Genomic DNA, 24,246 nt, shown 5'->3' with positions numbered 1-24,246 from the left:
AATTGTTGATTCGCAGGTATAATAAATGCCTGCAAGAGGTCAACCATTTAATAATTTAACCATCCAACCATTTAAACAAATGTTCGAATCAGAAGTACAGATACGCGTACGCTACGCCGAAACCGACCAGATGGGCTATGTCTATTATGGCAACTACGCGGCCTACTACGAGGTGGCCCGCACGGAGGTGTTCAGGAGACTAGGTATACACTACAAGGAGATGGAAGCGACCGGTACCATGATGCCTGTGCTCGAGCTGAAGTGTAAGTATATCCGTCCGGCCAAGTACGACGATCTGCTGACGATCAAGCTCTTTGTTAAGCACAAGCCCCATGGCTCGCGTATAAAGTTTGAGTACGAGGTGTATAACGAGGAACAGACGCTGCTGAACGTGGGCGAAACCACCATGGTGTTTGTCGATATGAAATCAGGGCGCCCAACGGCTATACCTGCGCTCATACACCAGAAGTTGGACGGATACTATAGCGAATGAGGCTGAACCAGCAATATCTGAAGCGCCGCAGAGCGTATCGCAAATTTATCGTGTTCCTGAAGAGGTGGCGATTCAACAACGGCCAGTCTTCGGTATACGAGGTGGCCGATGTGCTGTTGGGCGAACTCAGGCTGGACTCCGTTACCAAGCGCGCCTCGTACATGGCCTTCAACTTTACGCTGGCCATCTTCCCGACCATCATCTTCCTGTTCACACTCATACCTTACATGCCCAGCATCCTGTCGCTGGACCTGGGTGAGAGCATTCTCAACTTCCTGGCTGATTTCCTGCCCGAAGAGATGTACACGGTAGCCTACGGCACCATCGACGACATCGTGAACAAGCCACGCGGGGGACTGTTGTCCTTCGGTTTTCTATTCGCCCTGATTCTGTCCACTAATGGTATCATGTCGCTGATGGATGCCTTCGACAAGAAGTACCATACCTTTTACAAGCGGCCCTATTTTAAAAAGCGGGTGATTGCCACGGTGCTGACCATTGCGCTTTCTTCTATCCTGTTTCTGGCTGTAGCGGCGATCTTCTTTGGGCAGTGGATATTAGACGTACTTGTCTTTTACGAGGTCGTGACCGAGAGCTATACCTATACCTTGATCGTGATCCTGAAATATGTGGCCATTATCCTGCTATTTCTGCTGGCTACGTCGCTGATCTACTATTATGTGCCCGCCATCCAGGACAAGTGGCCTTTCATTTCGGCCGGTGCAGTAGTGGCGACTATCCTGATCTTTCTGGTGTCAATGATCTTTTCGCTCTACATCAGTGCCTTTGATACCTACAATAAGTTCTATGGTTCCATTGGCGCCCTCATCGGTCTCATGATCTGGCTTGACTTTGTGTCGATGATCTTGATCCTGGGCTTCGAGATCAACGTGAGCATCGACACGGTAACAAAGCGCCTCACCCGCAAGACGGCACAAAGCGAAGCAAAAGCTGCTTCGGCAGCGGTCTGAGAATCTAGTCGGCAGGTATAAGCGACCGTTGCGAGGTTTAGCAGCGATGCTCTGAAAAATTTTACGCTTCTAAATCAACTGCTTATACCTGAAATGCTCCAACCGGCGAAAAATATTTGCGTATAGCTTTGAAAATTCAGCGCGACACTATACTTTTGTGCTCGATTCAATTACAGAGAGTTGGCGGAGTGGTCGAACGCGGCGGTCTTGAAAACCGTTGACTGTAACAGGTCCGGGGGTTCGAATCCCTCACTCTCTGCGGAGTAACTTATCAGTTAGTATAAAAAGCCCTTAAATCAGCGATTTAAGGGCTTTTTTTGTTTTCAGCCCCACCTGAATTTTACGATTTCTCTCCTTTCTGAGGTAACCAATTCGGGTACCCGAAGCCGATCCTTTTCCGGGTACCCGAATTGAGGTGTAACTAGCTGGTTATAAATAAGATGTACAGATATTTTACATCTTGTGCAGCCTTTGATTGATTGTTAAATTCAAGCATAAAAGGAGGAGTTGTATGGACACCAAGATCAGTATCCTGTTCTACGGCAGGAAAGCCAAGACCACCAAGGACAACCTTTTGCCCATCTACCTGCGCGTCACGCTGCAGGGCAGGCGCCTGGAGCTCAGCACCCACCGCTACGTCTCACCTGACCGTTGGTCGATAGAGGCGGGCAAAATGAAGGGCAGCTCAGCCGAGGCCCGGAGCGTGAACGCCTATCTGGACACGCTGCGGGCTAAGGCCTATGGCCACCACCGGGAACTGCTCGAGGAAGGCAGGCCCGTGACGGTGGAGGCGTTCAAGGAGAAGTGGATGGGGGTGGAGGAGAAGCCGGTGCTGCTGCTGGAAGTATTCCAGATGCACAATGAGCAGATGAGGCAGCTGGTGGGCAAGGACTACGCCGCGGGCACCCTGGAGCGCTACAGCACCTCCCTGCAGCACACGAGGGACTTTATCCGCTGGAAGTACGGCTTAGAGGACATGGACGTGAAAAAGCTCTCCTACGGCTTCATCACCGACTACGAGTTCTGGTTCAAGACCGTGCGGGGCTGCGCCCACAACACGACCATGAAGTACCTGGCCAACTTCAAGAAGGTCATCCACCTGTGCCTGAAGAACGGCTGGCTGGAGCGCGACCCCTTCCTGGGCTACAAAATGAGCAAGCGGGAGGTGGTGCGCGAGTGCCTCACCGAGGCCGAGCTGCAGCGGATGGCGGAAAAGGACTTCGTCACCGACAGGCTGGGCCAGGTGCGGGACGTGTTCCTCTTCAGCTGCTACACCGGCCTTGCCTATGTGGACGTGCAGCAACTCAAACGATCCGAGATCGGGGAGGGGATGGACGGGGAGCGGTGGATCTTCACCCGGCGGCAGAAGACCGAGACGCCCTCCCGGATCCCGCTCCTGCCCGTGGCCCTGCAGATGGTGGAGCGCTACCAGGACCACCCGCAGTGCCTCTACCAGGACCGGGTGCTGCCCGTGCTCAGCAACCAGAAGATGAACGCCTACCTCAAGGAGATCGCCGACGTGTGCGGTATACGGAAGACGCTCACCTTCCACATCGCCCGCCATACCTTTGCTACTACTGTTACCCTAAGTAACGGGGTGCCCATCGAGACGGTCAGCCGCATGCTGGGGCACACTAACCTGAAGACCACGCAGCACTACGCCAAGATCCTGGACCGGAAGGTGAGCGAGGACATGCAGCAGCTCCGCGAGAAGCTAAAGCTATAGTTGACAGTAGGTACCATTTTAGCAACCAGCCCGACTATAAAATTCTTATTTTCAGCTTTGGCTCTTGATTTGCAATTCGCGAATTGAGAATTAAATATCATGAGAAAACACGGTGGCATGCGGCCGTAAGACATCGTCATACTGCTTGCCATCACGGTGAGAGGTGATGCGCCCTGGATGATGAAGGATTTGACCCATGAGTTTGGCATCAGTGCGTCGGAGGTGTTAGAATCCATCCACAAGTTCTACGTGGCAGGGCTTTGACAAGCCAAAGCAGAAAGTGATGCGCCAGGCATTACTCGAGTTCCTTGTCTTTGGGGTGCGCTACGTATTTCCGCAGTAACCCGATGCTATGGTAAGGGGAGTGTCTACCGTCATCAGCCCACCAGTATGGGTAAAAGTAAAAGAGACTAAATCGTTATGTTAGAAGATAGTGAATTCGATAAAAAATCGCTGAGGTTGGTACAGGGTAATACTACAGATTGGGCTGAGATGGCGAAGGATTGTGTTTGTTTTGCCAATGGCAAAGGTGGGACGATATATATCGGAGTCGAAGACGACTCCGATATGCCTCCTGCTGATCAAAGGATCAAAAAATCTATTGTAGAGAAAATCAATCAGGTAATTCCCCAGCGAACCATAAATGTGGGTATTAGTGCGACCATACAGACTGCACCTAATGGTGGAGATTTTATCGAGGTTAAAATATACAGAAGTACTCAGACTATTGCCTCCACGTCCGATGGTAAATACTATATGCGTATAGCCGATGAGTGTAAACCTTTGATGCCTGATGAAATGATTCGTGTGGCTGCTGAAAAGCAAGCGTTTGTATGGGAGGAAAAGGTGGCAAGAAAAGTACACATAAGCCAAGCTGATGGTGCTAAGCTAGGTAATTTTTTAAGTGATGTGCGGAATTCGGAGCGTGTAAGCGGCTTCGTTAAGGAAATGTCTCAGGATGAGATGTTAGAGTACTACTTCTTCACTAGCGGTGATTGCCTGACAAATTTAGGTGTGCTTTGGATAGGCCAGCGCAAAGACAGAGCCTTAATGCACTATTCGCCTGCTGTGCAGTTCATTAAATATGATGAAAACGGTGTTAAAGTGAACAAGCGAGTTTGGGACGATTACACGCTTAACCCGAAGGAACTTCTTAATGAAATAATTACAGGTATACCTGATTGGTGAGAATCAATAGAGATTGCCGATGGAATATTCCGGAGGACTATTCCCAACTATAATAAGGTAGTGATCAGAGAGCTGATAGCAAATGCTTTAGTACACCGGGTTTATACTATGCGTGGTGATATTTTCATTAATCTTTACCACGACCGCCTAGAAATTCATTCACCTGGGCTGCTTCCTTTAGGTGTTACCCCCTCCAACATCATTAGCAAATCTATTCACCGCAATACGCACCTGGCCAAAGTGTTCTATGACTTGATGCTAATGGAGAAGGAAGGTAGCGGTTATGACAAGGTATACGAAGTGTTACTACTTCATGGTAAGCCCGAGCCAATAGTAGAGGAATGGGATGATCGAGTAGTAGTAACGGTTATGAAGAATATCATCAGTACTGAGGTGGCTAAGCTTATGTCGCGAGCCAATGATGACTATGGCCTTAATCAAAAGGAGATAATTACACTGGGTTTGATTGCACAACACGGTACTATGACAGCTATAGAGCTGAGCAAGAAGCTTAATGTGAGAAATAGTGATGGGTTAGCTTATTGGTTGGGGAAGCTCTTGAAGCACGATATAATCCATAGTAAGGGCAAAACAAAAGGAACTGAATATCATGTCAACCCTGAGTTGCTTAGACAAATAGATTTCAAAGGCAAAACAGACCTTAAAAAGATTGAGCCGCACAGGCTTCAGGAACTTATCTTGATGGATTTGGAAACATATCCTGGGAGTTCCATTGGAGATATAAATGAGCGCATAGGGCCGGAAATAAATAGAAATAAAGTAAAAAGGAAGTTGGCTGAACTTGTTGATTCCAAAATTCTATACACAGAAGGTGTGTTGAAAGGTACTAGATACTTTATAGATCATAATCAAAGAAATAATGAATAAATGATCCATAAATGATCTATAAGTGATCCAGAAATGATCTTGGATAAAATACTGTTAACCCCAAAGAGGAAGTATGCGACTGAATAGATGCACTTTGAGTTTGTTTCGCATGAAATTGCTTATAATCCCCTAAACAAATTGTGTTTGACCATTCTAGAAAGATATAACGAAAACCCGCAGTGTCTGAACCAGGACCGGGTACTGCGGGTGTTAAGCAACCAGAAGATGAACGCCTACCTCAAGGAACCGACGAGTGCGGCATCTGCAAGACGCTCACCTTCCATTCCTTCGTTACCATCGTCACCCTCTCCAACAGGATATCGATCGAGACGGTCAGCCGGATGCTGGGGCACCGCAACCTGTAGACCACCCAGCACTACGCCAAGATCCTGGACCAGAAGGTGAGCAATGACATGCAGCAGCTCCGGGACAGGCTCAAGAGGAAAGCGTGAAATAAGGTCACTTTGTTAGTTCATTGGAGATGCACCCCCTCAGCCTCTGGGCAAGGGTAGGGGCTTGTCCAGACGGAGAGCAGGCACTAAATTTACTGTAAAGGTAAAACTTAGCAGCACTTTCCTTCACCGTTGATACGGTGTGTCTGATCGAGTGGAAAAGGGTGTTATTTTAATCAGATATTGGTGATGATAAAGAAATAGTAAAGGATATGCTCCTTGTAATGCAGGCCTTGCGGCACTTGCCATCAGGCTGTACACTGCTCGTGTACTAAGTTGGGACGTGAAGTGAAGAACGTGTACCATTGTGGTACATATAATATGATTCATGTACCAAAGTGGTAGTTGTGTCTCATATTGTATCAAGCCTATGAAATTAGAGACCGGCAAACCCTATAACAGTTTACTACCACTCCTTCCGCCACAGGATCAAATTGAGCCTGTCGCTGTCCTAAAGCAAGAGAGCAAGGCGGCCATTGCTTTGGCCGAGCTCAAGTGACTGGCACGGACACTCCCTAACCAGGGCATCCTCATCAATGCCATTGTGCTGAAGGAAGCGCAGGCCAGCTCGGAGGTTGAGAATATCATCACAACGCATGACAAGCTTCGCGAAAAAGATTAGAAAGCCGCCCCGATCATTATCCCGAGCAGCAAATGCAAGCCGGAATAGCCATAGTCCATGGCATTTCTGTTGTAGCGCTCATGGGAATAATCAGTTTGGATAGAGCTGTTTTTGATGCCTGCCCCGGAGTAAAAATCAAACAGGAGGTGGCCATCCAATGCAGGAACCTGCAGGCCAAACAAGGCCACCCCTCCTATGCGGTTGATCTTCTCGTTAAAAGGCCGGAGGCGGTATTTGTATACCTCCAAACCCTCCGGGTCCATTTCTTTAACCCAGCCATCTCTTTTGAACTCTAAATTAAAATGGTGGTAATTAACGCCATAGGCCAAGTACACCCTGCTTTTATCTGGGCTGGTGTAGTTGTTTATGTAGATTTTGTGCTGCACCTCTGCACCATAACCTAACACACGGTCATCCTCGCTGTCTTCCCAATTACGCCCCGCAAAAAGATCCACGGTTTTCGATTTACCATTATAAGCCCGTGGTGAGAAAACAAAGCCATGCCTGCTCCCTTGCTCCGGAATGCGCTCCAGGTACAGGTGCAAGCCGTTAATAAGCAAATGCTGCGGACTGAATTTTATACTTATGGTTTTATCAGGAGCAGCCTCTAAAGCCTGTGCGTTGCCCTGTAGCAGAGAAGAGAAAAAAAGAAGTATAACGACAACAGCAACCCTTTTTAGCATCATAAGAGAATGTTTTGGGCTAGATAGCCGGCTTGATTGAAATAGTGCTCAGCAACACCAGTTTCTCATCCTCATACTGGTACTGGTAAAGGCCATCACTGCCTATAACCAGCAGTCTGCCGTTATCCGGTATCACATCAAAAGCGTTTATCCGGAAGTGTTGCTCCAGCTCCAGGTTCATTACATCGGTAGCATTGTATACTTTCAGCCCTTCGTCGCATACAAATAGCCTGGTGTTGGCTATACCTAAACCTTTCGGGTTCGTCATGCTGTACTGCTTCAGGAGTGTCGGATCGTTTATGTTTTGCAGATCAATCACCTGCAGCTCATTTATGGCCAACCTGCAGGCAGTGCCGGTGCTAAGGGTAACGTAGGCGTAGCGCCCGTCTGTCACCACGGGGTCGCAGCTCACCACGTGCTGATACTGCGAGATATGCTGGGGAAACGCCGGGTTTTTGACGCTAAAAATGTGCATGCCTGTTTGGGTGCCAATGAAAAGCATATCCTCAAAAGGAAAGATCGTTTCGATGCCAAACCCTATCGGGAGCGACTGCCCCTGCTGTGGGTCTTCGGGTGTGCTAATATCGAAAATGTTCAGGCTTGAGTGATCTACCGTATACAAATGATTTCCGCTGATGGCAAACCTGGCCATAGAACCACCCTGGCCCTGTGCGCCATCCGCCGAGGGCGAGGCAGCGTTATCGCTGGTGCAGGAAATGGCTGCCATGCAAACCAGAACGGAAGAAGCGATATGTAGAAGTCTTTTCATGTTATTCCGGCTTTTTAAGTTCCCAACCTACAACAATGGCATCTTCCGGAGCGCCTGCCCTGTTATAGTATACTTCCAGGTTATCTGGTGGCAACAGGCTTGGCAGCGCATCGCGCACACGCTTGGCAACCTGAATAGCCTCCATCCCGCTTAATTTTATGGCAACAAGGTCTACGGCATTATCCACATACAGCACGTCATCTTTCACGGCCATATCCACGCAGCCCGGCACCTGAATAAAGGCCATATTCACAGGCACCTTCGGGTTTTGGTTGTTGATGATGTGCACGCCTTTGTACTGCTCGTTTATAAGTATATAGCTGCCGTAGCGGTAAATTTTACCAGGGTTCGAGATCGTCCGTGGCTCCTTCTTTAGAATGGAGGACTCGAGCTGTTGCCGGCTCATCAGAATGGGAGCGTAAGCTGATTCAGGCATAGGATCTACGCTGCCCGGGCAGGAACAGAGCAACGGCATCAGGAGCAGCAGCAGCAGAAAGTTTTTTGCTTGTTTTCTCATACTAGTGACAGGATTATAACTGGGGAAGACTAACCATTAAATATATTAATTACTTATTATACTTCACTATGTTCTTTATTTAATAATAATTTAATAATCCTCACGCGCCTCTACATGCCAAGGCAGGAAAGGATATTCCATGGGAATTCAGTGGTATTGTCTACCAGATAAAGGAATCCGATATTTGTCTTGTCCTGAATAGGTTGACACTAAGTCGACAAAAATGCAGGAAAGAAAATTAAGAGAACGTATCGTAGCCGAGTACCTCCTGGGCGGGCGGAGGTACCGTAGACTGGGGGAGAAACACGGCATCAACTTTTACCAGATCCGCCTTTGGGTTCTCAAACACCAAGGCCAGATGAAGAGTCCACCAAAATTCAAGAGCGTCAAGCTCTCTCCGGATTTGCAAACAGATGCCCCCCTTCCCACTGACGTGAAGGAACTCCAGGCCGAGCTGCGCAAGGTAAGGCTTGAAAAGGAGGTGCTTTTGGAAGTGATCAAGATAGCCCAGGAGGAGCTCGGCACTCCCATCTTAAAAAAGTCTGGTACCAGGCAATCCTGAGAGTGGAGCAAAGAACGCCCTTCCAAGTAGTTGGAGTGCTTTGCCGCTTGTTTGGTTACAGTAGCCAGGCGTATTACCAACATCTCAAAACAAGGCAGCAGCAAGCGCTGCAAGAGGACTTGCTGGTGCAGGAGGCACTGCGAATACGTAGCTCTCAGAAGCGGCTGGGGGCGCGCAAAATGCTGGTAATGATGTCACCTTTTATGGCTGCCCATGGCATTGCAATAGGTCGAGACGCCTTTTCCAAACTCTTGCGTGGGCGCGATCTGCTAATCAGGAAGCGAAGGCGCTCCAAGACTCAAACTACTTTCTCTAATCACTGGCTGCGCAAATACGAGAACCTGACTGTCGGGTTTGTGCCCAAGGCAGCCGGGCAGCTTTGGTGAGTGACATCACCTATATTCACTTGGAGGAAGGCTTTGCCTATCTGAGCCTGGTCACCGATGCTTACAGCCGCAAGATCGTCAGTTTTTACCTAAGCGGAGATCTTGCGGCCCGGGGATGCATTCGGGCTTTGGAGATGGTCCTTGCCAACTGCCCCATGCAAGGCTATCTGACCCATCACTCTGATAGGGGTATCCAGTACTGCAGCCAAGGGTATGTGAGGCTGCTGCAGGAGCGGCGCATCGCCATCTCCATGACCCAAAGCGGCGACCCGCTGGAGAATGCGCTGGCCGAGCGGGTGAATGGCGTCCTCAAGCAGGAGCTCCTGGAGACGGTGTACCCCGGCTTCGCGGCGGCCCAACTAGCCGTGGCCACGGCAGTGAGCATCTACAATTATCAGCGCCCACACTCAAGCGTGGCCATGCTCACGCCTGTGGAGGCGCACGGCAGGACCGGCGAGCTGAAGAGGCACTGGAAAAACCATTATCCTGACAAGAATGGAAAGGAGGTGCCTGTGCAGTAGGGTGCAGGCCAAGAAGGTTTGTCGCTGTTTGGGGAGGCTGCATATCCTGCTGCTCCTTTGCCAACCTAAAGAAAGAGAAGCGCCGAGTTCCGAGGTAAGCTCCACAGGGGCCGACACCCGTGGAAGGCTTTTTGCATGCAAAAATACATCTTGCTCGCTGTACCAGACCGCAGCGCGTTTTCCCTGCCGCAGGAGGGGGCAGGCTTCTGAGGCGTTAGTGATTGTAGCGTGTTATCTACTCCTGTTTTATGATGAAAGTGAGCATACGGTGCAGATGAGAACACAAGCTCGGCCGGAAAAGGAAAGTAGTGAGAGTAAAGCAGGGGCAAAGGGCGTGTAGCTGGCGGTGTGAGCAGTGGAGAAAAGCGCAAAGAGCGCCTAGTGTCTAACAGTAGCAGCGGAACCGGAAGACTTCATGCCGGACCCGCCAATAGTAGCCCTCGGCAGCAGTATATGATAACGGAGAAGGTAGACAAATGCTTTATCATCAGAAGAAACAATGGCACAGAACGGGCACACCCTTTACATTCAATACTACAATGCCACCTTGTTAGCCATAGGCTTCACAAGGTGGCATTGTAGGTTAACCTCACAAGATGTTTATGAGATGTCTTCAATAGGGGCGCCCGGAGCGTCTCTTTTAACGGCCTCGATGCCTCCCTCGCGCGCTGAACGCGTTGTGTAGTTCTCGCTTCTCCCAATGATCTCGCCATTGCTGGCTTTGAGGTTAAAGGTATAATTGTTCCAGCTGTCTCTTCTGTCATAACGGGAATCATAGGGTGCGTTTGCCCTGACAGCCGCAACGCCATTCAAGCAAGACTGCTTTGTTGTATAGCCTTCTCCATTAAGGATGATTTCCCCGTTCCGGGAGCGAAGTCTATAGTAGTACTGATTGTTGGAGGTGCTCTTGAACACCTGGAATTTTGGGTTGCTTGCCATATATTTTCCTTTGGTTTATAACAAAGCTATTGCAGGTGAACGCAATCTTTTTGCGTTCTTCTAAAAATATTTAACTTGTTGAAAAATATCTGCTTATGCCGAAATCTAAGCATGCGATCGTGCGCTTGCGGCTCATCAATGAGTGCCTGAGGAGAAAGGGTAGAAAGTATTGGTCCAAGAAGGAACTGATAGACAAAATTAGCGAAGCAAAAGATATCACGATAAGTGAGAGGACGCTTGATGGCGACATCTACCTGATGCGTTACTGCTCACAGCTTAACTATAATGCCCCAATAGCTTATAGCAAAAAAGAGAATGGCTATTATTACACTGATCCGGAGTATACTATTGAAAACCTTCCTTTAAGTGAGGTAGAGCTGAACGCACTTGCTACGGCAGCAGCTACTCTTGGGCAGTACAGGCACATGGCTCTTTTCAGTGAGTTCGCATCCACCGTGAACAAGGTAATTAACCTGGTCCAGCAAGTTAGTTCTCGCCAACTTGGAGCAAATACGGGGTTTATTGATTTTGAGAAGGCTCCATATGTTAAAGGAAACGAATATCTTGATGTACTCATTGAAGCAATCAGAAACAGATACCCAATTAGGCTCTCTTATAGAAAGTTTGAGGATGTACACCCAAAGAACCGCACTATTAGTCCTTACCTGCTCAAAGAGTATCGTAATAGGTGGTATTTAGTTGGGTTGCAGCATGAGACAGATAGCCTGAGAAAGTTTGCCTTGGACCGCATACACAATCTTGAAAGTGCGCTGAAGGTACCTTACATGGAGAAAGCAGACTTCAAGCCTGAATTGTACTTCAAGAATGCCATAGGTATTTCTCAGGAAGAGGGCCAGGTGGAGGAGGTTGTGCTTTCCTTCTCGCCTTATGACGGCAACTATGTGAAAACGCAATATTTACATAGCTCCCAAGAACTTCTGATTGATGATGACAAAGAAGTTAGGATAAAGCTGAAAGTTGTGCTTAATTATGAGCTGGAAGCCACTATACTTAGCTTCGGGAAGGAAGTGAGGGTGATCGCGCCAGAAACACTAAAACAGAAGATTCGACAAACACTTGATGCATGTAAAAAGCAGTATCAGGACTACTAGTCAAGTAGTAGCCTTCATAGTTCAGTTATGGTACAGTCTTTTTACACTTAAGGTAGATTTATAAGAAGTCAATGAGTCTTGATTTAATCATGCCCTACTATCACCCTCCTAGATTTTGGTAAGGAAGGCTTTAATCCTAATTTAGGAAATTGACTACGGAGCAGAAGAGTTCATCTTTCTCGTTTTATGCTTGAGTTAAGTACATAAAAGAAATAAATTATATTATAATAGACACCAGGAAGCTCGGAGAGCAGGGGATTTGGATGTTCGCTGTGTTTAAAATTGTATTGATATTTGAATATGTTATGTGGAAAGTTTGGCTCCCTACATGACAAAACACAAACTTGCTCCCTGCGCTTAAAGCCCCTTCCTCTTAGCTCCTTTCCAAGTGCCAAATCCTTGTAGCAGCCGTTTTGCCTGATGCGGCTTTGCCACCAACAGCTCGTTCACATCCTTGTAGTTTTGGTAGAGGGAGGAGAGGTCCCGGCAGTTCGGCACTGACTGGAGCAGCCGCTCACTTGCCATTCTACCTGCCTGATCAAAGTCCAGGAAGAGGAGTACCCGCCGGTGCCGGCCGAGTATGTCCAAGCTCTTGCCTAGCTGTGTAAGGGAGTTGAGAACCAGGAAGCTGGAGCTAGTCGAGAGGCGTGGCCGAAGCTCGAGGAGGGAGAGAAAATCCATGAAACCCTCCAGCAGGCAGACGGTGCCCGCGCCGCCAGGGATGTAGGTGATGTCCTTGGGGGAGGAGGAGCCCTTGAACCAGCTATTGCGCAGCTCGTAACCGCCCGAGCGATTTTGAAACCCGATGGCTTGATAATGCCTGGAGCCGATGGCAAAGCTGACCGCCCGGCAGTAGGGATGTGCCGTTTGGAGGCTGATACCCCGCTGCCCGAGGTAGTCTGCCAGCGGGCTGTTCTCCTCCAGCGGCTTTGCCGCCAGCACTTTGATACTATTGAAGGGCGCTGGTGAGAGAGGGGGAACTTCTCCCTCGGCTCGTTTCCCTGTTGACTGTATACTCAGGTTAAATGCTGCTGTTGAAGTAATAGTCTGTCCGGAAAGGAGCTGGATGACCTCCCGGATGGAGGCGGTGCGGTGGAGGCGCATGGCCAGGTCAAAGACCTTGCCGCCCTCCCCGCAGCCGTGGTCGTACCAGCGGTTCAGCTGCGTGTTGACCTTGAAGGAGGGGGTGCGCTCGGCCATCCGCACCGGGGAGATGTACCACCAGTCGCAGCCCCTTTTGTAGGCGGGCTGGATGTTCTGGCTGGCCAGGAAATCGGTAATGGCGATTTCGTTGTTGATCTGTTGAATGTTCATCGTTTCTTATCTTTTGCAGGTGTGAAAGCGCTTTCGTTGTGTAGCTGCCGTTCTTTGGAGAGCATGACAGCCAGAGAAAGTCCTTTGTGTTTCATGTTCTTGACTCCTTTTAAAGGTAGAGAGGCAGTACTTAATTTTTTCACAAGGCCATACACAGTTGGGGAAATTTATGCACGCGCCTTTAAGTTTAAATGAGCCGATTAAATAGTTTATTCGGCTCATTTGTATCGTTTATTTGAGTCGAATAAATAGGATGGTAAAGGGCTATCCGCTTTACTGGACAGCCCTTTGCTTTCCCTAAGCAGCCTGCTTATCTGCAAGTGTTGCCCCTTTGACTTGTTCGGCTTTCAGATCTAGGATATAGCTGGCCGCTTTGAAGGCCTTGTTGCCGGCATAGATGATCATCGTGTTGTCCTCCCGGAGCCGGCTGATCCAGCCTTGCAGGTAGGCTATCGAGTTCTGGAACACGGCCTCCTTTATACCGGTGATGGCGCAGAGGAAACTGGCGCCCATCTCGGCGACGAGCTCCTCTTTGCTGTAGGCCTCGTCCCCGAAGCGGCTGGCCTTTTCATCTTCTGAGAAACGGTTGAGACGAGCGTGGTGGCCCGTGGCGTGGATCAGCTCGTGGAAGAGCGTGGCGTGGTAGGCCTCGGGAGTGAGGAAGCGCCCAGGGTCCGGCATCTGCACAGTGTCCTTGACTGGCGCGTAGTAAGCCTGCGCGCCGCCGTGCAGGACCTTAGGGCTAGGCTGGGGGAAGCTGTCCACCACGTGCTGGCAGGCTTCGAGTATCTGTGGCCCGGACCGTTTGGGCATGGTGGGCAGCTGGAAGTCCACGCCCTCCACCTGGTCGATGTTGAAGACGGTCCAGAGGAAGGGGATGAACCTTCTGCAGGGATGGCCTTGACCTTCGGCCGTCTGATCTACTGTCTGGTCCTTCTCTTTCGCCTCATAGATCTTCCAGTAGACGATGGGGGTGCCTTTCTGGCCCTTCCGGACACGGCCACCCATTTCCCGGGCCTGCTTAAACGTGAGAAAGTAGGGCGCCGTGTAATTGTTTTTCTCGGTGACGTGGTGGAGGTAGAAGGCGTTGAAGCCCTCATAGGGGCGGCCGGAGGCGTAGTTTCGGGGAAGCCCGTACGTACTCCAGGGCTTTTGCCAGATGACTTTTCCCTGCTGAAGCTCAGCGATGATTTCGCTAGTCACCTGCTCGGCCAGGTGGTTGAATTTCTGATAGGCGTTCATAAGATTGAATTTTAATTGATGAAAACAAATGGAAGGGAGGCAGGGGCCGTTCACGGCCCCTGCATAAGCAAGAGGGGCTACAGGAGCCCCTCGTCTGCCAGAGAGTAATATCCCTCGCTGGTGAGGATGATGTGGTCGAGGACGACGATGTCCAGAAGCTCCCCTCCTCGTTTCATTTTCTGGGTCAGCTGCAGGTCCGCCGCGCTTGGTTTGAGGTTGCCCGAAGGGTGGTTGTGGGCGAGGATGATGCCGGAGGCGCAGGCCTTGAGGGCGGCCGCGAAGATGAGCTTGGGATCGGCCACGGTGCCGGCCACGCCGCCCGTGGAGACTTCATAAATGCCAAGTACCCGGTTGGCCCGGTTGAGCAGCAGCACCTTGAACTGCTCGACAAACTCCAGTTTGCCCGTATCCCAGCCGGCTTTGAGCACGTGGTAGGAGTCGGCAGAGGAGGTGACCTGGGGTCTTTCGGAGGATTTTACTTTGTTGCGGTAGGTGAGCTTGATCTCAGCTACTCTGGCGAAGGTGTTGACGGTCTTTTCCATAATCTCTTGTTTTTAAAGTGTGAGGAAATTGATTATGGTGCCCCACTCGCCTTCGGAGCCGGACTAAAGGCAAGGTGGAGCCAAAGAAAATGCGGAGGGCTCCCTTCAGGGATACCCATTTTGTTTGGACGACCTTGGCGCAGCGTACCTGTGTCCGGACCGCAAGGCTACCTTTGCGCCAAACCAAGTGACGTTGGATCTTGCCTTCGGAATGGCTTTGAGCGTGGGATCTAAAGGAAAGCTATCGCTCTTTTGACTTCTGTTGATAGCTATGCCCTCTCAGCCAATGTGGGGATGAGTTTTAGTTGTATCAGCCTTGGATGTAAGATGCTTAATAAGCTTGTGCATAAGCCTGATACAGCTTGATTCAGATTAAAATGATAAGATATTGAACTCAGGTGGAGTATATTTCCCTGGCTTTTGGCTAAAAAAATTTTTCACTAGTAGGGCTCATGTTGTGAAAAGGAAGGAAGATAACAGGACATCTTTCACCTGTAACCCAAACAAGCAAAACGATGCCTATAGAAATCATCACCAAGCAAGACCTGCTCCAGGCCCACCGGCAACTGCTGGAGGACTTGGTAAAACTGATCGGAAAGCAGCAGGCTGAGGCGCCGAAGAAAGTACTCAAGTCCGCCGAGGTGCGGCGCATGCTGCAGGTCTCTCCCTCCACGCTGCAGAAGCTGCGGGTGGAAGGCACGCTGCCCTCGGTCAAGGTCGGGGGCACGCACTACTATCGCTCAGAGGATATCACCAAACTCCTGAATGGAAAGCGGGGACGGCATGACATTGGATCTGCCCCTTAGGGGCGTTTACAGGCAAGCGGGGTGACAGGTGCCTGCGTCTCCCGCACCTGTTCCTCTGACAAGGACTACTGGCCAGTGCTGTTGCATTGGAACATCACACTGGCGCAGCAGCAAACTAAGGGTTGGGGATCCAAAGTGATTCAGACGCTTTCTGATGGCATACGCAAGGAATGCCCGGAAGTGCAGGGCTTCTCTTGCCGGAACATGCTGTATATGCGGCAGTTTGCTTTTGTTTACCCTGGGTCTGTATTTACGTAACAACCGGTTGCGCAATTGCCCTGGGCACACCATGTGGTATCGTTGCTAGGGTAGAGGATGGGCAGCAGCGGCTCTTCTACAACCCTAAAGCCATAGAGAACGGCTGGTCCAGAAATGTGCTAATTCTACAGATTAAGTCAAGCCTTTACTATCTTCCATCGAGGGAAGCCTTCCGTCAAGGTTCCTGAAACTGGGATATGAAACTGTATTGTAAATGGTAAGAGCAAAGGCATGGTAGCTGGCTTTGCAAGAAAGCCAGCTACCAATAAAGTTTACCAGTCACTGTTGGCAGAAGCAAGAATGATGGTTAATCAGCAGTGACCTCGGCAGGCAGCATGGGAGTAGGGTCTGATTCCTGTCTGTATTGCATTAACTAACGCGCAAAAAACTTTACTACATGTCTGCTTCAATGTAGTAGTGCAGGTTTTCCTTTGTGATAATATCCAGCGGCAGGTATTTGATGGGGTTATTCTTTTTCTTAAAGATCAGATGATCCGCTAATCCATGGATGCCCCAGTAGCCTTGCCCTTTGGGGTTCTGATTGATCAAAAAGTCGATCTGGCCGCTGTTCAGGTAGTGCAGGTTCTTCTCAATCAGGTCATAACCGACCAGGTTGACATGCTGCAGGCCCTGCTGGAAAAGGTACTCGGCTACAACATTGGCTTTGGAGTTGGTTACAAAAATGCCTTTGATATCTGGGTGGGCCTTGAAGAGTTCATCTAATTGCTGCGGAATAGTTTGCTGCTGCTTGCTTTGGAGGTCTGTCTGCAGCACGTGCATGAGCTCGTCCAGACCCTGCGCCGCAAAGTAATCCACAAAGCCCTGCTCTTTGTGGATCAGGTGGGTGGAGTTTTGTATATCCTCGTCGATATGTGCTACTACAAAAGTGGCCTTGCCTTTATAGCCAAAGTGAAGGAGCTTACCTGCCAGCACCCCACTCTGGTAAGAGTCCTGCCCAATATACATGAGCGGTTCACAAGCAGGAATGTGCGTGTTAAACAGCACAAATGGAATTCCGTCTCTCTTCCACTTGCTGAAGTAGGAGAGGGACTGGCGGTAAAAGATAGGGGCTATCAGGACGCCACTACAGTTTGACTCAGATGCCTTGTCCGCCTCTTTTACAAAGGAGCTTGCATCGAAAGGATCAAAAATGTACCGAGTGACACGAATGCCGTATTGGTGTAGTTCTTTTTCAGCTTTTTCAACACCAGCCTGCGGGGCCTGCCAGTACCGGTCAACAGCCGGGTCAGGTATAAGTGCGGCAATGTTGTAGATTTTATTGGTGACAAGGGCCCTGGCTATGATGTTGGGGGTGTAGTTAAGTTCTTCCGCTATTTTAAGTACCCGCTCCCGCACTTCTTCAGCCACACGACCCCGGTTGTGAAGCACGCGGTCCACGGTGCCTGTCGATACGTTTGCTTTCTCAGCTATATCCTTTATTCTGACGATTTGATTACCCACGTGCTACACTATCCAATTGAACACTTACCCTAGTCAGGAAGGTGCCTGTTATCAGTGAACCTGCTTTCACTTCCCTGACTCAAAAATATTAATTTAAATTCATAATCAGCGCATACAGTTTTGCTATAACAGCGATACCGGTTACCCAACAAAAAAGAATGACGGTGCCTGGCTCCAATAGAGCCAAGTACCGTCGTTCTCCAATCTACCAATAGCCTTAGCGCTTTTTACAGGTGACAGCTGACAGAAAGCGCTAAGGCCGGGTGTACTGTCAGATTCTGACATTTGTGGTGCCTGCCCCCTGCAGCGATATGTCTACCGGTGCATTTTTCTGCCAGGCGCCCGCTGTAAAATCAGGAACATCGATGGAGTTGGAGCGGTTAGCCACCGACCATTCGCTCAACAGGCCAACCGCTGTCCAGGAAGCAGCATCATATACATCCTGATCCAGTGGCAGTCCGTTACGCAGGCAGTCGATCAGGCGCCATTCCATCAGGAAATCCATGCCACCGTGGCCGCCGATTTTTTTTGCCATTTCGCCCAGTTTCTTGATGATCTCCGGGGTGTATTGCTCTTCTACCGCCTTAAACTCCTCCGGCTTAAGCCATCCGTTGTGCCCTGTGGCGATTTTCTTTTCCGGCCATTTGCGGGCAATGCCCTTGGTGCCACTCACCAGGTGGATTCGTGAGTAAGGGCGCGGCGTCGTCACGTCGTGCTGAATCATCATGGTTTTTCCTTTCTTGGTGCGGATGGTGGTCGTGTTCATGTTGCCACGATAAGTGTCCTGCACGTAAGGCGTAAAGAAGGAGTCCTTCGCAGCCAATCGCTTTGCCTCCTCGTACATCTGGAAATCATCGGTCGATACCGATACCAGATAGTCCATAGCATCGCCCCGGTTGATGTTCATGATCTGGCAGATTGGGCCCAGGCCGTGCGTGGGGTAGAGGTTGCCATTCCGGGTCATGTTTTCTTTCAGGCGCCACATGTTTTCGTAGCCCTTTTTAGAGAAGTTCAGGTCCAGCAGCTGGTGGATGTAGGCTCCCTCACCATGAATGATTTCCCCGAAATAACCCTGCCGGGCCATATTCAGGGTGAGCATTTCAAAGAAATCGTAGCAGCAGTTCTCCAGCATCATGCAGTGTTTTTTGGTACGCTCAGAGGTCTCAACTAACTGCCAGCATTCTTCTATTGTCAGGGCAGCAGGCACTTCTACTGCCACATGTTTGCCCTGTTCCATCGCATACAATGCCATGGGCGTATGTGTGTCCCATGGGGTAGCGATGTAGATCAGGTCAATATCATCACGTTCACACATCTTTTTCCAGGCATCCTCGCTGCCTGCGTATGAAGTCGGATTATGGTTGGTGCTGCTGTCAGCTAGCTTCTTTTGTACTGCCTGTACTTTTTCCGGTACCAGATCGCAGAGACCTTTGATCTCTACCCCCTCAATTCGGTTCATGCGCATTACGGCACCCGGGCCTCTCATGCCCAGCCCTATATACCCTACCCGTACTTTGTCAAGCTTAGGCGCCCTGTAGCCGGACATGTTGAATTGCTGGGTATGGGAGCGACCTGCCTGTTTTTGTGCCTGGTCAGTACCTGCTGGGATGGCTGCTGTAGCACAGCCGCCCAAAAGACCGGTTCCCGCCAGACCAATGCCAGCCAGACCAGTTAGTTTGAGGAATTCTCTGCGATTGTTACTCATGGTGATCTCTTTAAGTCCAGATGATATGTTTTAAGGTTGTTTATGCTTTAAAAAAATGAAGGCTGGTGTAGTCCCCCCTCCTCTTGATACTCCGTCGTCAGAAACTGCAAGCTTCCGAAGAACGCTGGCAAGTGAAAGTTTGGTGTCGGAGTCTGCAGCTGATTCCAAGCCAGGAAATGGGGGACGGGTAATTCGTCTCCACATTTATAGAAGTTACCGCTGGCCTGCACCTTTTCCAGACTGGTAAAGCTATGCTCGGTGAATGCGGATACAGGTATAGCCAGTGTGAGGTGCCAGGTTTTAAGTGGCGATGTGGTGTTTCCAGCCCGCAGGCTGGCAAAGCGTCTTATTTTAGAGACCGTGTCTGGGTGCAGTAGCTTCCTGTTGTGACGGTCAGGACCAAAGCCTGCACGGCATGTGCCCAGACAGTTAAATTCCAGATTATAGTACTCGTTCTCTCCCTGAAAAGAGATAAAAAACTCAACACAGCTATCCTTGTATACCGGGTCATGGGTATTCCGGTACCTGGCCTGCACAGAGGCCTCACGAACATAATACTTCAGGAAGATGCAATCGCCACTATAAGCAATAGCAAAAGCCGCGTCTGGTTTTTCGTCAGTAGATAGCCCAAGGGAGTTGCTGATCTGTTGCTGGGGTAGCTTATCCAGTTCAAGGGAAATCAGTTTCAGCAAACTGTCCTGTTGCAGGTGGTGGAGGAAGGGGATCTGTATATGGTTCATAGCTTTATCCAGGTCGTTGTGAAACCATTTGACGACACGAGGCGAGAATTCCCTCTATTATCCCCTGAAGCAATTCGGACTTTTCTTCAAGAACCTCGACTAGCCGGAATTGTGCTCTGCACCGTTGCAGGTTATGCGCCGGGAAATGCACCTTATAATAGTGATCTCCATCAATGTAGTCTGTCAGGAAGCGGAGGCCCATGATGAAAGGGAGCAAGGTGATTCCGACCGACAAGGAGTCTATCTCCTGGTCGGTCAATGAATGATGCGTCTCTTCCAGAAAACCCTGGGTAAAGCTACAGAACAGGTTAAGATCAATATCTATTTTGCTTAAATCCTTTTCGTCCTCAGGCGTGGTGACGGCAGTGGTTCGGATGGCATCCCCAAAGTCATAGGCTACGAACCCCGGCATGACGGTATCCAGATCAATTACGCACTGTGCTTTGTCCTGGCTGTCGAACAGCACGTTGTTAAACTTAGTGTCGTTGTGTGTGATACGTAGTGGTAAACTCCCTTCACGGCCAAGCCTGATGATCGCCGCCATGGCATGCGCACGCTGCCTGACAAACTGAATTTCAGGCAGAACCTCTTTTACTCTGCCGGCCATATTTTTCTCGAGGGCTGTTTCAAACTGCTTCAGCCGATACTCTACATTATGAAAGTCAGGTATGGATTCGTGTAGTAAGCGGGCATTCATATCAGCAAGCAGTGCCTGAAAGCGTCCAAAGGCTTTACCACCTTCATAAGCCTGCTGCGCGTTTTCAACTACATCGTAGCTGCGTGTGCCTTGCAATAAAAGGTAAAGGCGCCAATAGTTGCCAACCTGGTCCTGATGATACATGGCGTGTTGATGCGTCGGAATAAGTGTTAGCACTTCCCGGTCTGACTGCTTGCCTGGCATGGCATCCAGCTTCTTCCTCAGGTGAGCAGTAACCTGTTCAATGTTTTGCATTAGCTGCGGTACATTCCTGAACACATGGTGGTTAATGCGCTGCAAAAGATAATCAGGAGCAGTTGGTACCTGGTTCTTGACATAGTAAGTGTCATGGATATGGCCTGAACCATAGGGTGTTATACTGGCAACATTCCCCTCTATGGCAAAATGAGAAAGAACGTTATCGAAGTTGGATGCGGCTTCCGTGTTATCTTTCATTGTGTTGTCTCCCATAAATTCTCAGGATAGACCTTGGCTTCCACCAGGCTATTGATGCGTTGCATAGCTGTTGATTTATCAGCTGGATAAGTCACTCCAAACCATTTCTCGGGAGTTGGTATTACCCTAACCCGAGCTTCACCAGCAGCGATCATTTTATTGACCACTGCCGGCAAGTAAAACTCTGCCTTCAGGTCGCGCCCTTTCTCATGCAGGAACTCCTTGAGGTACTTCTCAAAATATGAGAATATGTTTGGCTTAAACGCCATCAGGTTCATAGACACCATAGCATTGCCCTGCAACTGCTTATGGGATGCGTCTTCATCCTGCACCAGAATTTCGCCGCTGTCTGTACGTACGATTTTGGTTAGTTCTGTTAGGGAAGCAAGGGAGCCATCGGGGGCAACACTACAGATGCCACGGGATACACTTCCATGTTCAGAAAGTGTGTTTGCGAGTTGGAATCCGATCAGCCCGTGCTCCTGGCAATCTGTGCTGTTGTTTAAGAATTCAACGGTCATGCTGAGCGACTCATAGCCATAAAAGTCGTCCGCGTTGATAACAGCAAAGGGTTCGTCTATGTGAGAGGAGGCTACCCATACCGCATGGCCTGTACCCCATGGCTTTTCCCTCCCTTCGGGGACGCTATACCCTGTTGGCAGCATGTCAAGCTCCTGTGTCACGTATCCAACGGGAACATGGTTGGGTACCCTGTGCCGCATGACGGCCTTGAATTCCTCGGCTATCGATTGCCGGATGACGAAGAGGATCTTGCCAAACCCAGCCTTTACAGCATCGTGGATAGCGTAGTCGATGATCGTTTCTCCATTGGGCCCGAAGCCATCCAGCTGTTTCAAGCTGCCATATCTGGAGGCCATACCCGCTGCTAAAACCAGTAAAGTGGGACGTTTCTGCATGTAATAGAAATTAGGTGTCGTGACGCCCCGCCTAGTTGAGGCTAATCACAGGTAGGGAATTCACCCAGTATGAAAAAGCTGCCTGACAGAAAGCCACAGCTGCGTACTGTTGTAAAAAGACTGCTGTTCGGCCAACCAGAGGGAACAGGATCGCCTCCATTAATCCAGTAGCTAGTGCTTTCACGCCAACAGTCACTAAAAGTAGAAATGAAGACTATACAAAGCAAGAAAAATTTTATAATGTTTACGAACACGCAGTACGTTTGTTCGATAACACACCTCATGCTACAGGCAGTTGGTTCAATTTCGTCTGTCACGTCTTTTAATGGTAGGTCAGGAGTGCGCAAGGGTTTCGAACCCCTTCCAAGCAAGGTATAAGAAAGGAAGACAGTGCCTGCAGGCCAGCCCATAGCAGGATTCAAGGGACGCCTGGCAAGTTTTACCTGAACCAGCAGGCAGGAGAGCAGCCTGGTATTGTGTTTGTGAATCCGAAATCCTGAAAGGGTTCATAGCTAGGCATGGTGGTGCCTGAGGTTACCGCTATAGCAGATGCCGTGAAAGATCTTAAGGGGTTTAACTACTGAAAATGGTGCTCTTCCTTCAGGTTTTCTACAAGTTGGGACGCTATCATGACCTTATAATATGCCTGTGACTTTTTATGGTCCGTTCCTTTAGATGATAGCAGGTCCATGAGAATCTCCGTCGCCCGCTGCCCCTGATGATAGGGGAATTGCTCTACAGAGGCCAAAGGAGCGTGCGACATGTAATTCGTCATGGGCAGGTTGGCATAGCTCACATACTCCAGTTCTTCATTAATTCTTATGCCGAGCTTCCTGGCATGATTTAAAGCATAAAGCCACACGTAATCATTGAAAGTGACCACAGCAGTCACCTTGCGCTTATTCGCTAGCAGCTGATCGAGTGCGTTTTGGGCTCCCTTCTCAGTCAAGTCACAGTCCACGACCAGGGATGGATCAAATTTCAGTCTGTTCTTTAACATTGCTTTGATGTAGCCCTCCCGCCTCTCGGTGCTGGCGTAAAGTGTATCAGGCCCGTTGATCATCCCGATGGCGCGGTGTCCTTTCTTTAAGAGGTAAGTGACTGCCTCAATGGTTCCGGTGACCATGTTGCATGAGACCGAATGTATATTTTCTTTCGGCGGGATCCTGTCAAAAAACACGACAGGTATGTTGTATTGGCTAAGGCTGTCAAAATGCTCAAATGAGGATGTGTTCTTGGAAACAGAAACCAACAGGCCATCCACCCGATGGTGTTTCATTTTCTCCACCAGTTGTTTCTCCTTTTGTTCGTCGTCATGTGACTGTGCCAGTAACACGGTATAGTTCCGCTTATAAGCAGTGTCTTCTATTGCGCTGATGGCAGCCGAGAAAAAGGCTTCCGAAAGCTCTGGCAGAATGACGCCGATCGTGTAGGTTTTGCCTTGTTGAAAGAAAATAGCTGTTTGGTTTCGCTCATAATTAAGCTCCTTAGCGAGCTTCTTTACCTTTAAGCGGGTGGCCATGCCTATGGTAGGATGGTCATTTAGAGCCCTTGACACCGTAGAGGTAGAGATGTTAAGAATTTTAGCAATTTCCTTTATCGTTGTCGGTTTGCCAGTCATGTAATCGAAGCGTAGTACTCTTTAAAAATAGACATAATGCGTGGCAATGTAAAGCAGTAAGCCGGGATTAATATTGTTTTGTAGCAAGAATACTTGTTATAGCGACTCTTTATGCGTGTGCGATAACAGGTTATGTAAATGCTTGCAGCTGTTGCCTAAGCAGGAACTTAATTACTTCTATCCACAGGCCTTTCTTGTTGGTTCACCTTCCCCTGGTCTATATGCTTTAACCAGCGGCTTTTTTTAATGAATTGCCTCATTTCACCCGGTGAAGCATAGGGTGAAAAGTTTTACGCAAACGTTTGAGTAATTTCTGAGGAGCTGAAGTTGAGAGGCATCCTGTATTGCCTCTTGGGAGAGTTCCTGCTTTTCGCTGCTGCCACCACCCGAATGCCTGTTTCAAATACCGTGGTGCTGTCTGAAGCTGCTCCTGAGCAGCTTTTTGCTTTCACAATGCGCCTCTTCGTTTGCGTCCTCATCCCCCGGCCAAGCTATGCTGTCTGCCTGTAGCGTGGTAGAATAGGGTAAGGTGGGATCAAGCGCATGGCTTTAAAGGAGGTACAGGCAGGCGCTTGGCAATGTATGGTTAAACAATGATTTTAAAAAATCAAAGGCTGGGTCTTTTGCAAACGTTTGCGTTGTGATTTCGGAGCTAAGG

The 24,246-nt window shown here is 49.4% G+C and carries 25 protein-coding genes and 1 tRNA gene; 13 read left to right on the top strand and 13 right to left on the bottom strand.

Translation table 11 applies throughout. The features are described 5' to 3' along the window. Window positions 1-79 precede the first annotated feature (79 nt). The 8 genes from AC4QZR_RS11515 (at window position 80) to AC4QZR_RS11480 (ending at window position 6,340) form a co-directional block, all read left to right on the top strand. On the top strand, window positions 80-493 hold the full coding sequence (locus AC4QZR_RS11515) for an acyl-CoA thioesterase (RefSeq protein WP_494481053.1): 414 nt from the start codon (window positions 80-82) through the stop codon (window positions 491-493). After that, entirely contained in the window at window positions 490-1,464 is a 975-nt protein-coding gene (locus AC4QZR_RS11510) for a YihY/virulence factor BrkB family protein (RefSeq protein WP_253402594.1), read from the top strand. Before AC4QZR_RS11515 ends, AC4QZR_RS11510 begins: the two co-directional genes overlap by 4 nt. Before the next feature lie 174 nt (window positions 1,465-1,638). Further along, a tRNA-Ser gene (locus tag AC4QZR_RS11505) sits at window positions 1,639-1,723 on the top strand. A 216-nt stretch (window positions 1,724-1,939) separates the two neighbouring features. After that, window positions 1,940-3,190, top strand: a complete 1,251-nt coding sequence (locus AC4QZR_RS11500) for a site-specific integrase (RefSeq protein WP_494481052.1) — start codon at window positions 1,940-1,942, stop codon at window positions 3,188-3,190. Window positions 3,191-3,610: 420 nt separating this feature from the next. Further along, on the top strand, window positions 3,611-4,378 hold the full coding sequence (locus AC4QZR_RS11495) for an AlbA family DNA-binding domain-containing protein (RefSeq protein ID WP_494481051.1): 768 nt from the start codon (window positions 3,611-3,613) through the stop codon (window positions 4,376-4,378). Between the two features lie 108 nt (window positions 4,379-4,486). Further along, window positions 4,487-5,266 carry an ATP-binding protein gene (locus AC4QZR_RS11490; RefSeq protein WP_494481050.1) on the top strand — a complete coding sequence of 260 codons (780 nt, stop codon included), beginning with the start codon at window positions 4,487-4,489 and terminating at the stop codon, window positions 5,264-5,266. Window positions 5,267-6,088: 822 nt separating this feature from the next. Next, window positions 6,089-6,217 carry a hypothetical protein gene (locus AC4QZR_RS11485; protein ID WP_494481049.1) on the top strand — a complete coding sequence of 43 codons (129 nt, stop codon included), beginning with the start codon at window positions 6,089-6,091 and terminating at the stop codon, window positions 6,215-6,217. Further along, entirely contained in the window at window positions 6,218-6,340 is a 123-nt protein-coding gene (locus tag AC4QZR_RS11480; protein WP_494481259.1) for a Fic/DOC family N-terminal domain-containing protein, read from the top strand. On the opposite strand, the gene AC4QZR_RS11475 is transcribed toward AC4QZR_RS11480, so the two are convergent. From AC4QZR_RS11475 to AC4QZR_RS11465, 3 genes are read right to left on the bottom strand one after another with little or no spacing between them, the layout of a single operon-like run. Then, complete coding sequence (locus tag AC4QZR_RS11475) at window positions 6,337-7,026, bottom strand: hypothetical protein (RefSeq protein ID WP_494481048.1); 690 nt, start codon at window positions 7,024-7,026, stop codon at window positions 6,337-6,339. The genes AC4QZR_RS11480 and AC4QZR_RS11475 overlap by 4 nt on opposite strands. A 16-nt stretch (window positions 7,027-7,042) precedes the next feature. Further along, a complete protein-coding gene (locus tag AC4QZR_RS11470) occupies window positions 7,043-7,792 on the bottom strand; it encodes an LVIVD repeat-containing protein (protein ID WP_494481047.1) in 750 nt (249 codons plus the stop codon). Window position 7,793: 1 nt separating this feature from the next. Then, window positions 7,794-8,309 carry a hypothetical protein gene (locus tag AC4QZR_RS11465; protein WP_494481046.1) on the bottom strand — a complete coding sequence of 172 codons (516 nt, stop codon included), beginning with the start codon at window positions 8,307-8,309 and terminating at the stop codon, window positions 7,794-7,796. A 223-nt stretch (window positions 8,310-8,532) separates the two neighbouring features. Here AC4QZR_RS11465 and AC4QZR_RS11460 point away from each other — a divergent pair, with 223 nt between their 5' ends. Together AC4QZR_RS11460 and AC4QZR_RS11455 are read left to right on the top strand one after the other, a co-directional pair. After that, window positions 8,533-8,871: a transposase gene (locus AC4QZR_RS11460; RefSeq protein WP_494481045.1), complete on the top strand. Its 339-nt coding sequence runs from the start codon at window positions 8,533-8,535 to the stop codon at window positions 8,869-8,871. Window positions 8,872-9,253: 382 nt separating this feature from the next. Next, window positions 9,254-9,778: a transposase gene (locus AC4QZR_RS11455; protein WP_494481258.1), complete on the top strand. Its 525-nt coding sequence runs from the start codon at window positions 9,254-9,256 to the stop codon at window positions 9,776-9,778. 600 nt (window positions 9,779-10,378) lie between these two features. Here the strand turns inward: AC4QZR_RS11455 and AC4QZR_RS11450 are convergent. Then, on the bottom strand, window positions 10,379-10,717 hold the full coding sequence (locus AC4QZR_RS11450; protein WP_494481044.1) for a YegP family protein: 339 nt from the start codon (window positions 10,715-10,717) through the stop codon (window positions 10,379-10,381). A 125-nt stretch (window positions 10,718-10,842) separates the two neighbouring features. Here AC4QZR_RS11450 and AC4QZR_RS11445 point away from each other — a divergent pair, with 125 nt between their 5' ends. Next, window positions 10,843-11,829: a helix-turn-helix transcriptional regulator gene (locus tag AC4QZR_RS11445; protein WP_494481043.1), complete on the top strand. Its 987-nt coding sequence runs from the start codon at window positions 10,843-10,845 to the stop codon at window positions 11,827-11,829. A 357-nt stretch (window positions 11,830-12,186) separates the two neighbouring features. On the opposite strand, the gene AC4QZR_RS11440 is transcribed toward AC4QZR_RS11445, so the two are convergent. The 3 genes from AC4QZR_RS11440 to AC4QZR_RS11430 form a co-directional block, all read right to left on the bottom strand. Next, window positions 12,187-13,143 (bottom strand): DUF8464 domain-containing protein, encoded by a 957-nt coding sequence (locus tag AC4QZR_RS11440; RefSeq protein WP_494481042.1) that lies wholly within the window; start codon window positions 13,141-13,143, stop codon window positions 12,187-12,189. Window positions 13,144-13,440: 297 nt separating this feature from the next. Then, window positions 13,441-14,385 carry an ArdC family protein gene (locus tag AC4QZR_RS11435; RefSeq protein WP_494481041.1) on the bottom strand — a complete coding sequence of 315 codons (945 nt, stop codon included), beginning with the start codon at window positions 14,383-14,385 and terminating at the stop codon, window positions 13,441-13,443. A 77-nt stretch (window positions 14,386-14,462) separates the two neighbouring features. Next, window positions 14,463-14,927 carry a JAB domain-containing protein gene (locus tag AC4QZR_RS11430; RefSeq protein ID WP_494481040.1) on the bottom strand — a complete coding sequence of 155 codons (465 nt, stop codon included), beginning with the start codon at window positions 14,925-14,927 and terminating at the stop codon, window positions 14,463-14,465. Window positions 14,928-15,442: 515 nt separating this feature from the next. Here AC4QZR_RS11430 and AC4QZR_RS11425 point away from each other — a divergent pair. Both AC4QZR_RS11425 and AC4QZR_RS11420 read left to right on the top strand, forming a co-directional pair. After that, a complete protein-coding gene (locus tag AC4QZR_RS11425) occupies window positions 15,443-15,733 on the top strand; it encodes a helix-turn-helix domain-containing protein (protein WP_494481039.1) in 291 nt (96 codons plus the stop codon). Between the two features lie 21 nt (window positions 15,734-15,754). Next, on the top strand, window positions 15,755-15,991 hold the full coding sequence (locus tag AC4QZR_RS11420) for a DUF1016 N-terminal domain-containing protein (RefSeq protein ID WP_494481038.1): 237 nt from the start codon (window positions 15,755-15,757) through the stop codon (window positions 15,989-15,991). A gap of 393 nt (window positions 15,992-16,384) precedes the next feature. Here AC4QZR_RS11420 and AC4QZR_RS11415 read toward each other — a convergent pair whose 3' ends face one another. The 6 genes from AC4QZR_RS11415 to AC4QZR_RS11390 all read right to left on the bottom strand — a co-directional run bounded on the left by AC4QZR_RS11415 (window position 16,385) and on the right by AC4QZR_RS11390 (window position 23,588). Further along, on the bottom strand, window positions 16,385-17,452 hold the full coding sequence (locus AC4QZR_RS11415; RefSeq protein ID WP_494481037.1) for a LacI family DNA-binding transcriptional regulator: 1,068 nt from the start codon (window positions 17,450-17,452) through the stop codon (window positions 16,385-16,387). A gap of 271 nt (window positions 17,453-17,723) precedes the next feature. Then, window positions 17,724-19,157: a Gfo/Idh/MocA family protein gene (locus AC4QZR_RS11410; RefSeq protein ID WP_494481036.1), complete on the bottom strand. Its 1,434-nt coding sequence runs from the start codon at window positions 19,155-19,157 to the stop codon at window positions 17,724-17,726. Between the two features lie 47 nt (window positions 19,158-19,204). Continuing rightward, the gene (locus tag AC4QZR_RS11405; protein WP_494481035.1) at window positions 19,205-19,897 is read right to left on the bottom strand and encodes a carbohydrate-binding family 9-like protein; all 693 of its coding nucleotides are present in this window, start codon (window positions 19,895-19,897) and stop codon (window positions 19,205-19,207) included. A gap of 4 nt (window positions 19,898-19,901) precedes the next feature. Continuing rightward, on the bottom strand, window positions 19,902-21,050 hold the full coding sequence (locus AC4QZR_RS11400; RefSeq protein WP_494481034.1) for a phosphotransferase enzyme family protein: 1,149 nt from the start codon (window positions 21,048-21,050) through the stop codon (window positions 19,902-19,904). Next, window positions 21,047-21,967, bottom strand: a complete 921-nt coding sequence (locus AC4QZR_RS11395) for a nucleotidyltransferase family protein (protein WP_494481033.1) — start codon at window positions 21,965-21,967, stop codon at window positions 21,047-21,049. Before AC4QZR_RS11395 ends, AC4QZR_RS11400 begins: the two co-directional genes overlap by 4 nt. A gap of 577 nt (window positions 21,968-22,544) precedes the next feature. Next, a complete protein-coding gene (locus tag AC4QZR_RS11390) occupies window positions 22,545-23,588 on the bottom strand; it encodes a LacI family DNA-binding transcriptional regulator (RefSeq protein WP_494481032.1) in 1,044 nt (347 codons plus the stop codon). Between the last annotated feature and the right edge of the window lie 658 nt (window positions 23,589-24,246).

The sequence above is a fragment of the Pontibacter sp. YIM B11418 genome (assembly GCF_059278805.1).
This window is presented reverse-complemented; position numbering and strand designations above follow the sequence as displayed.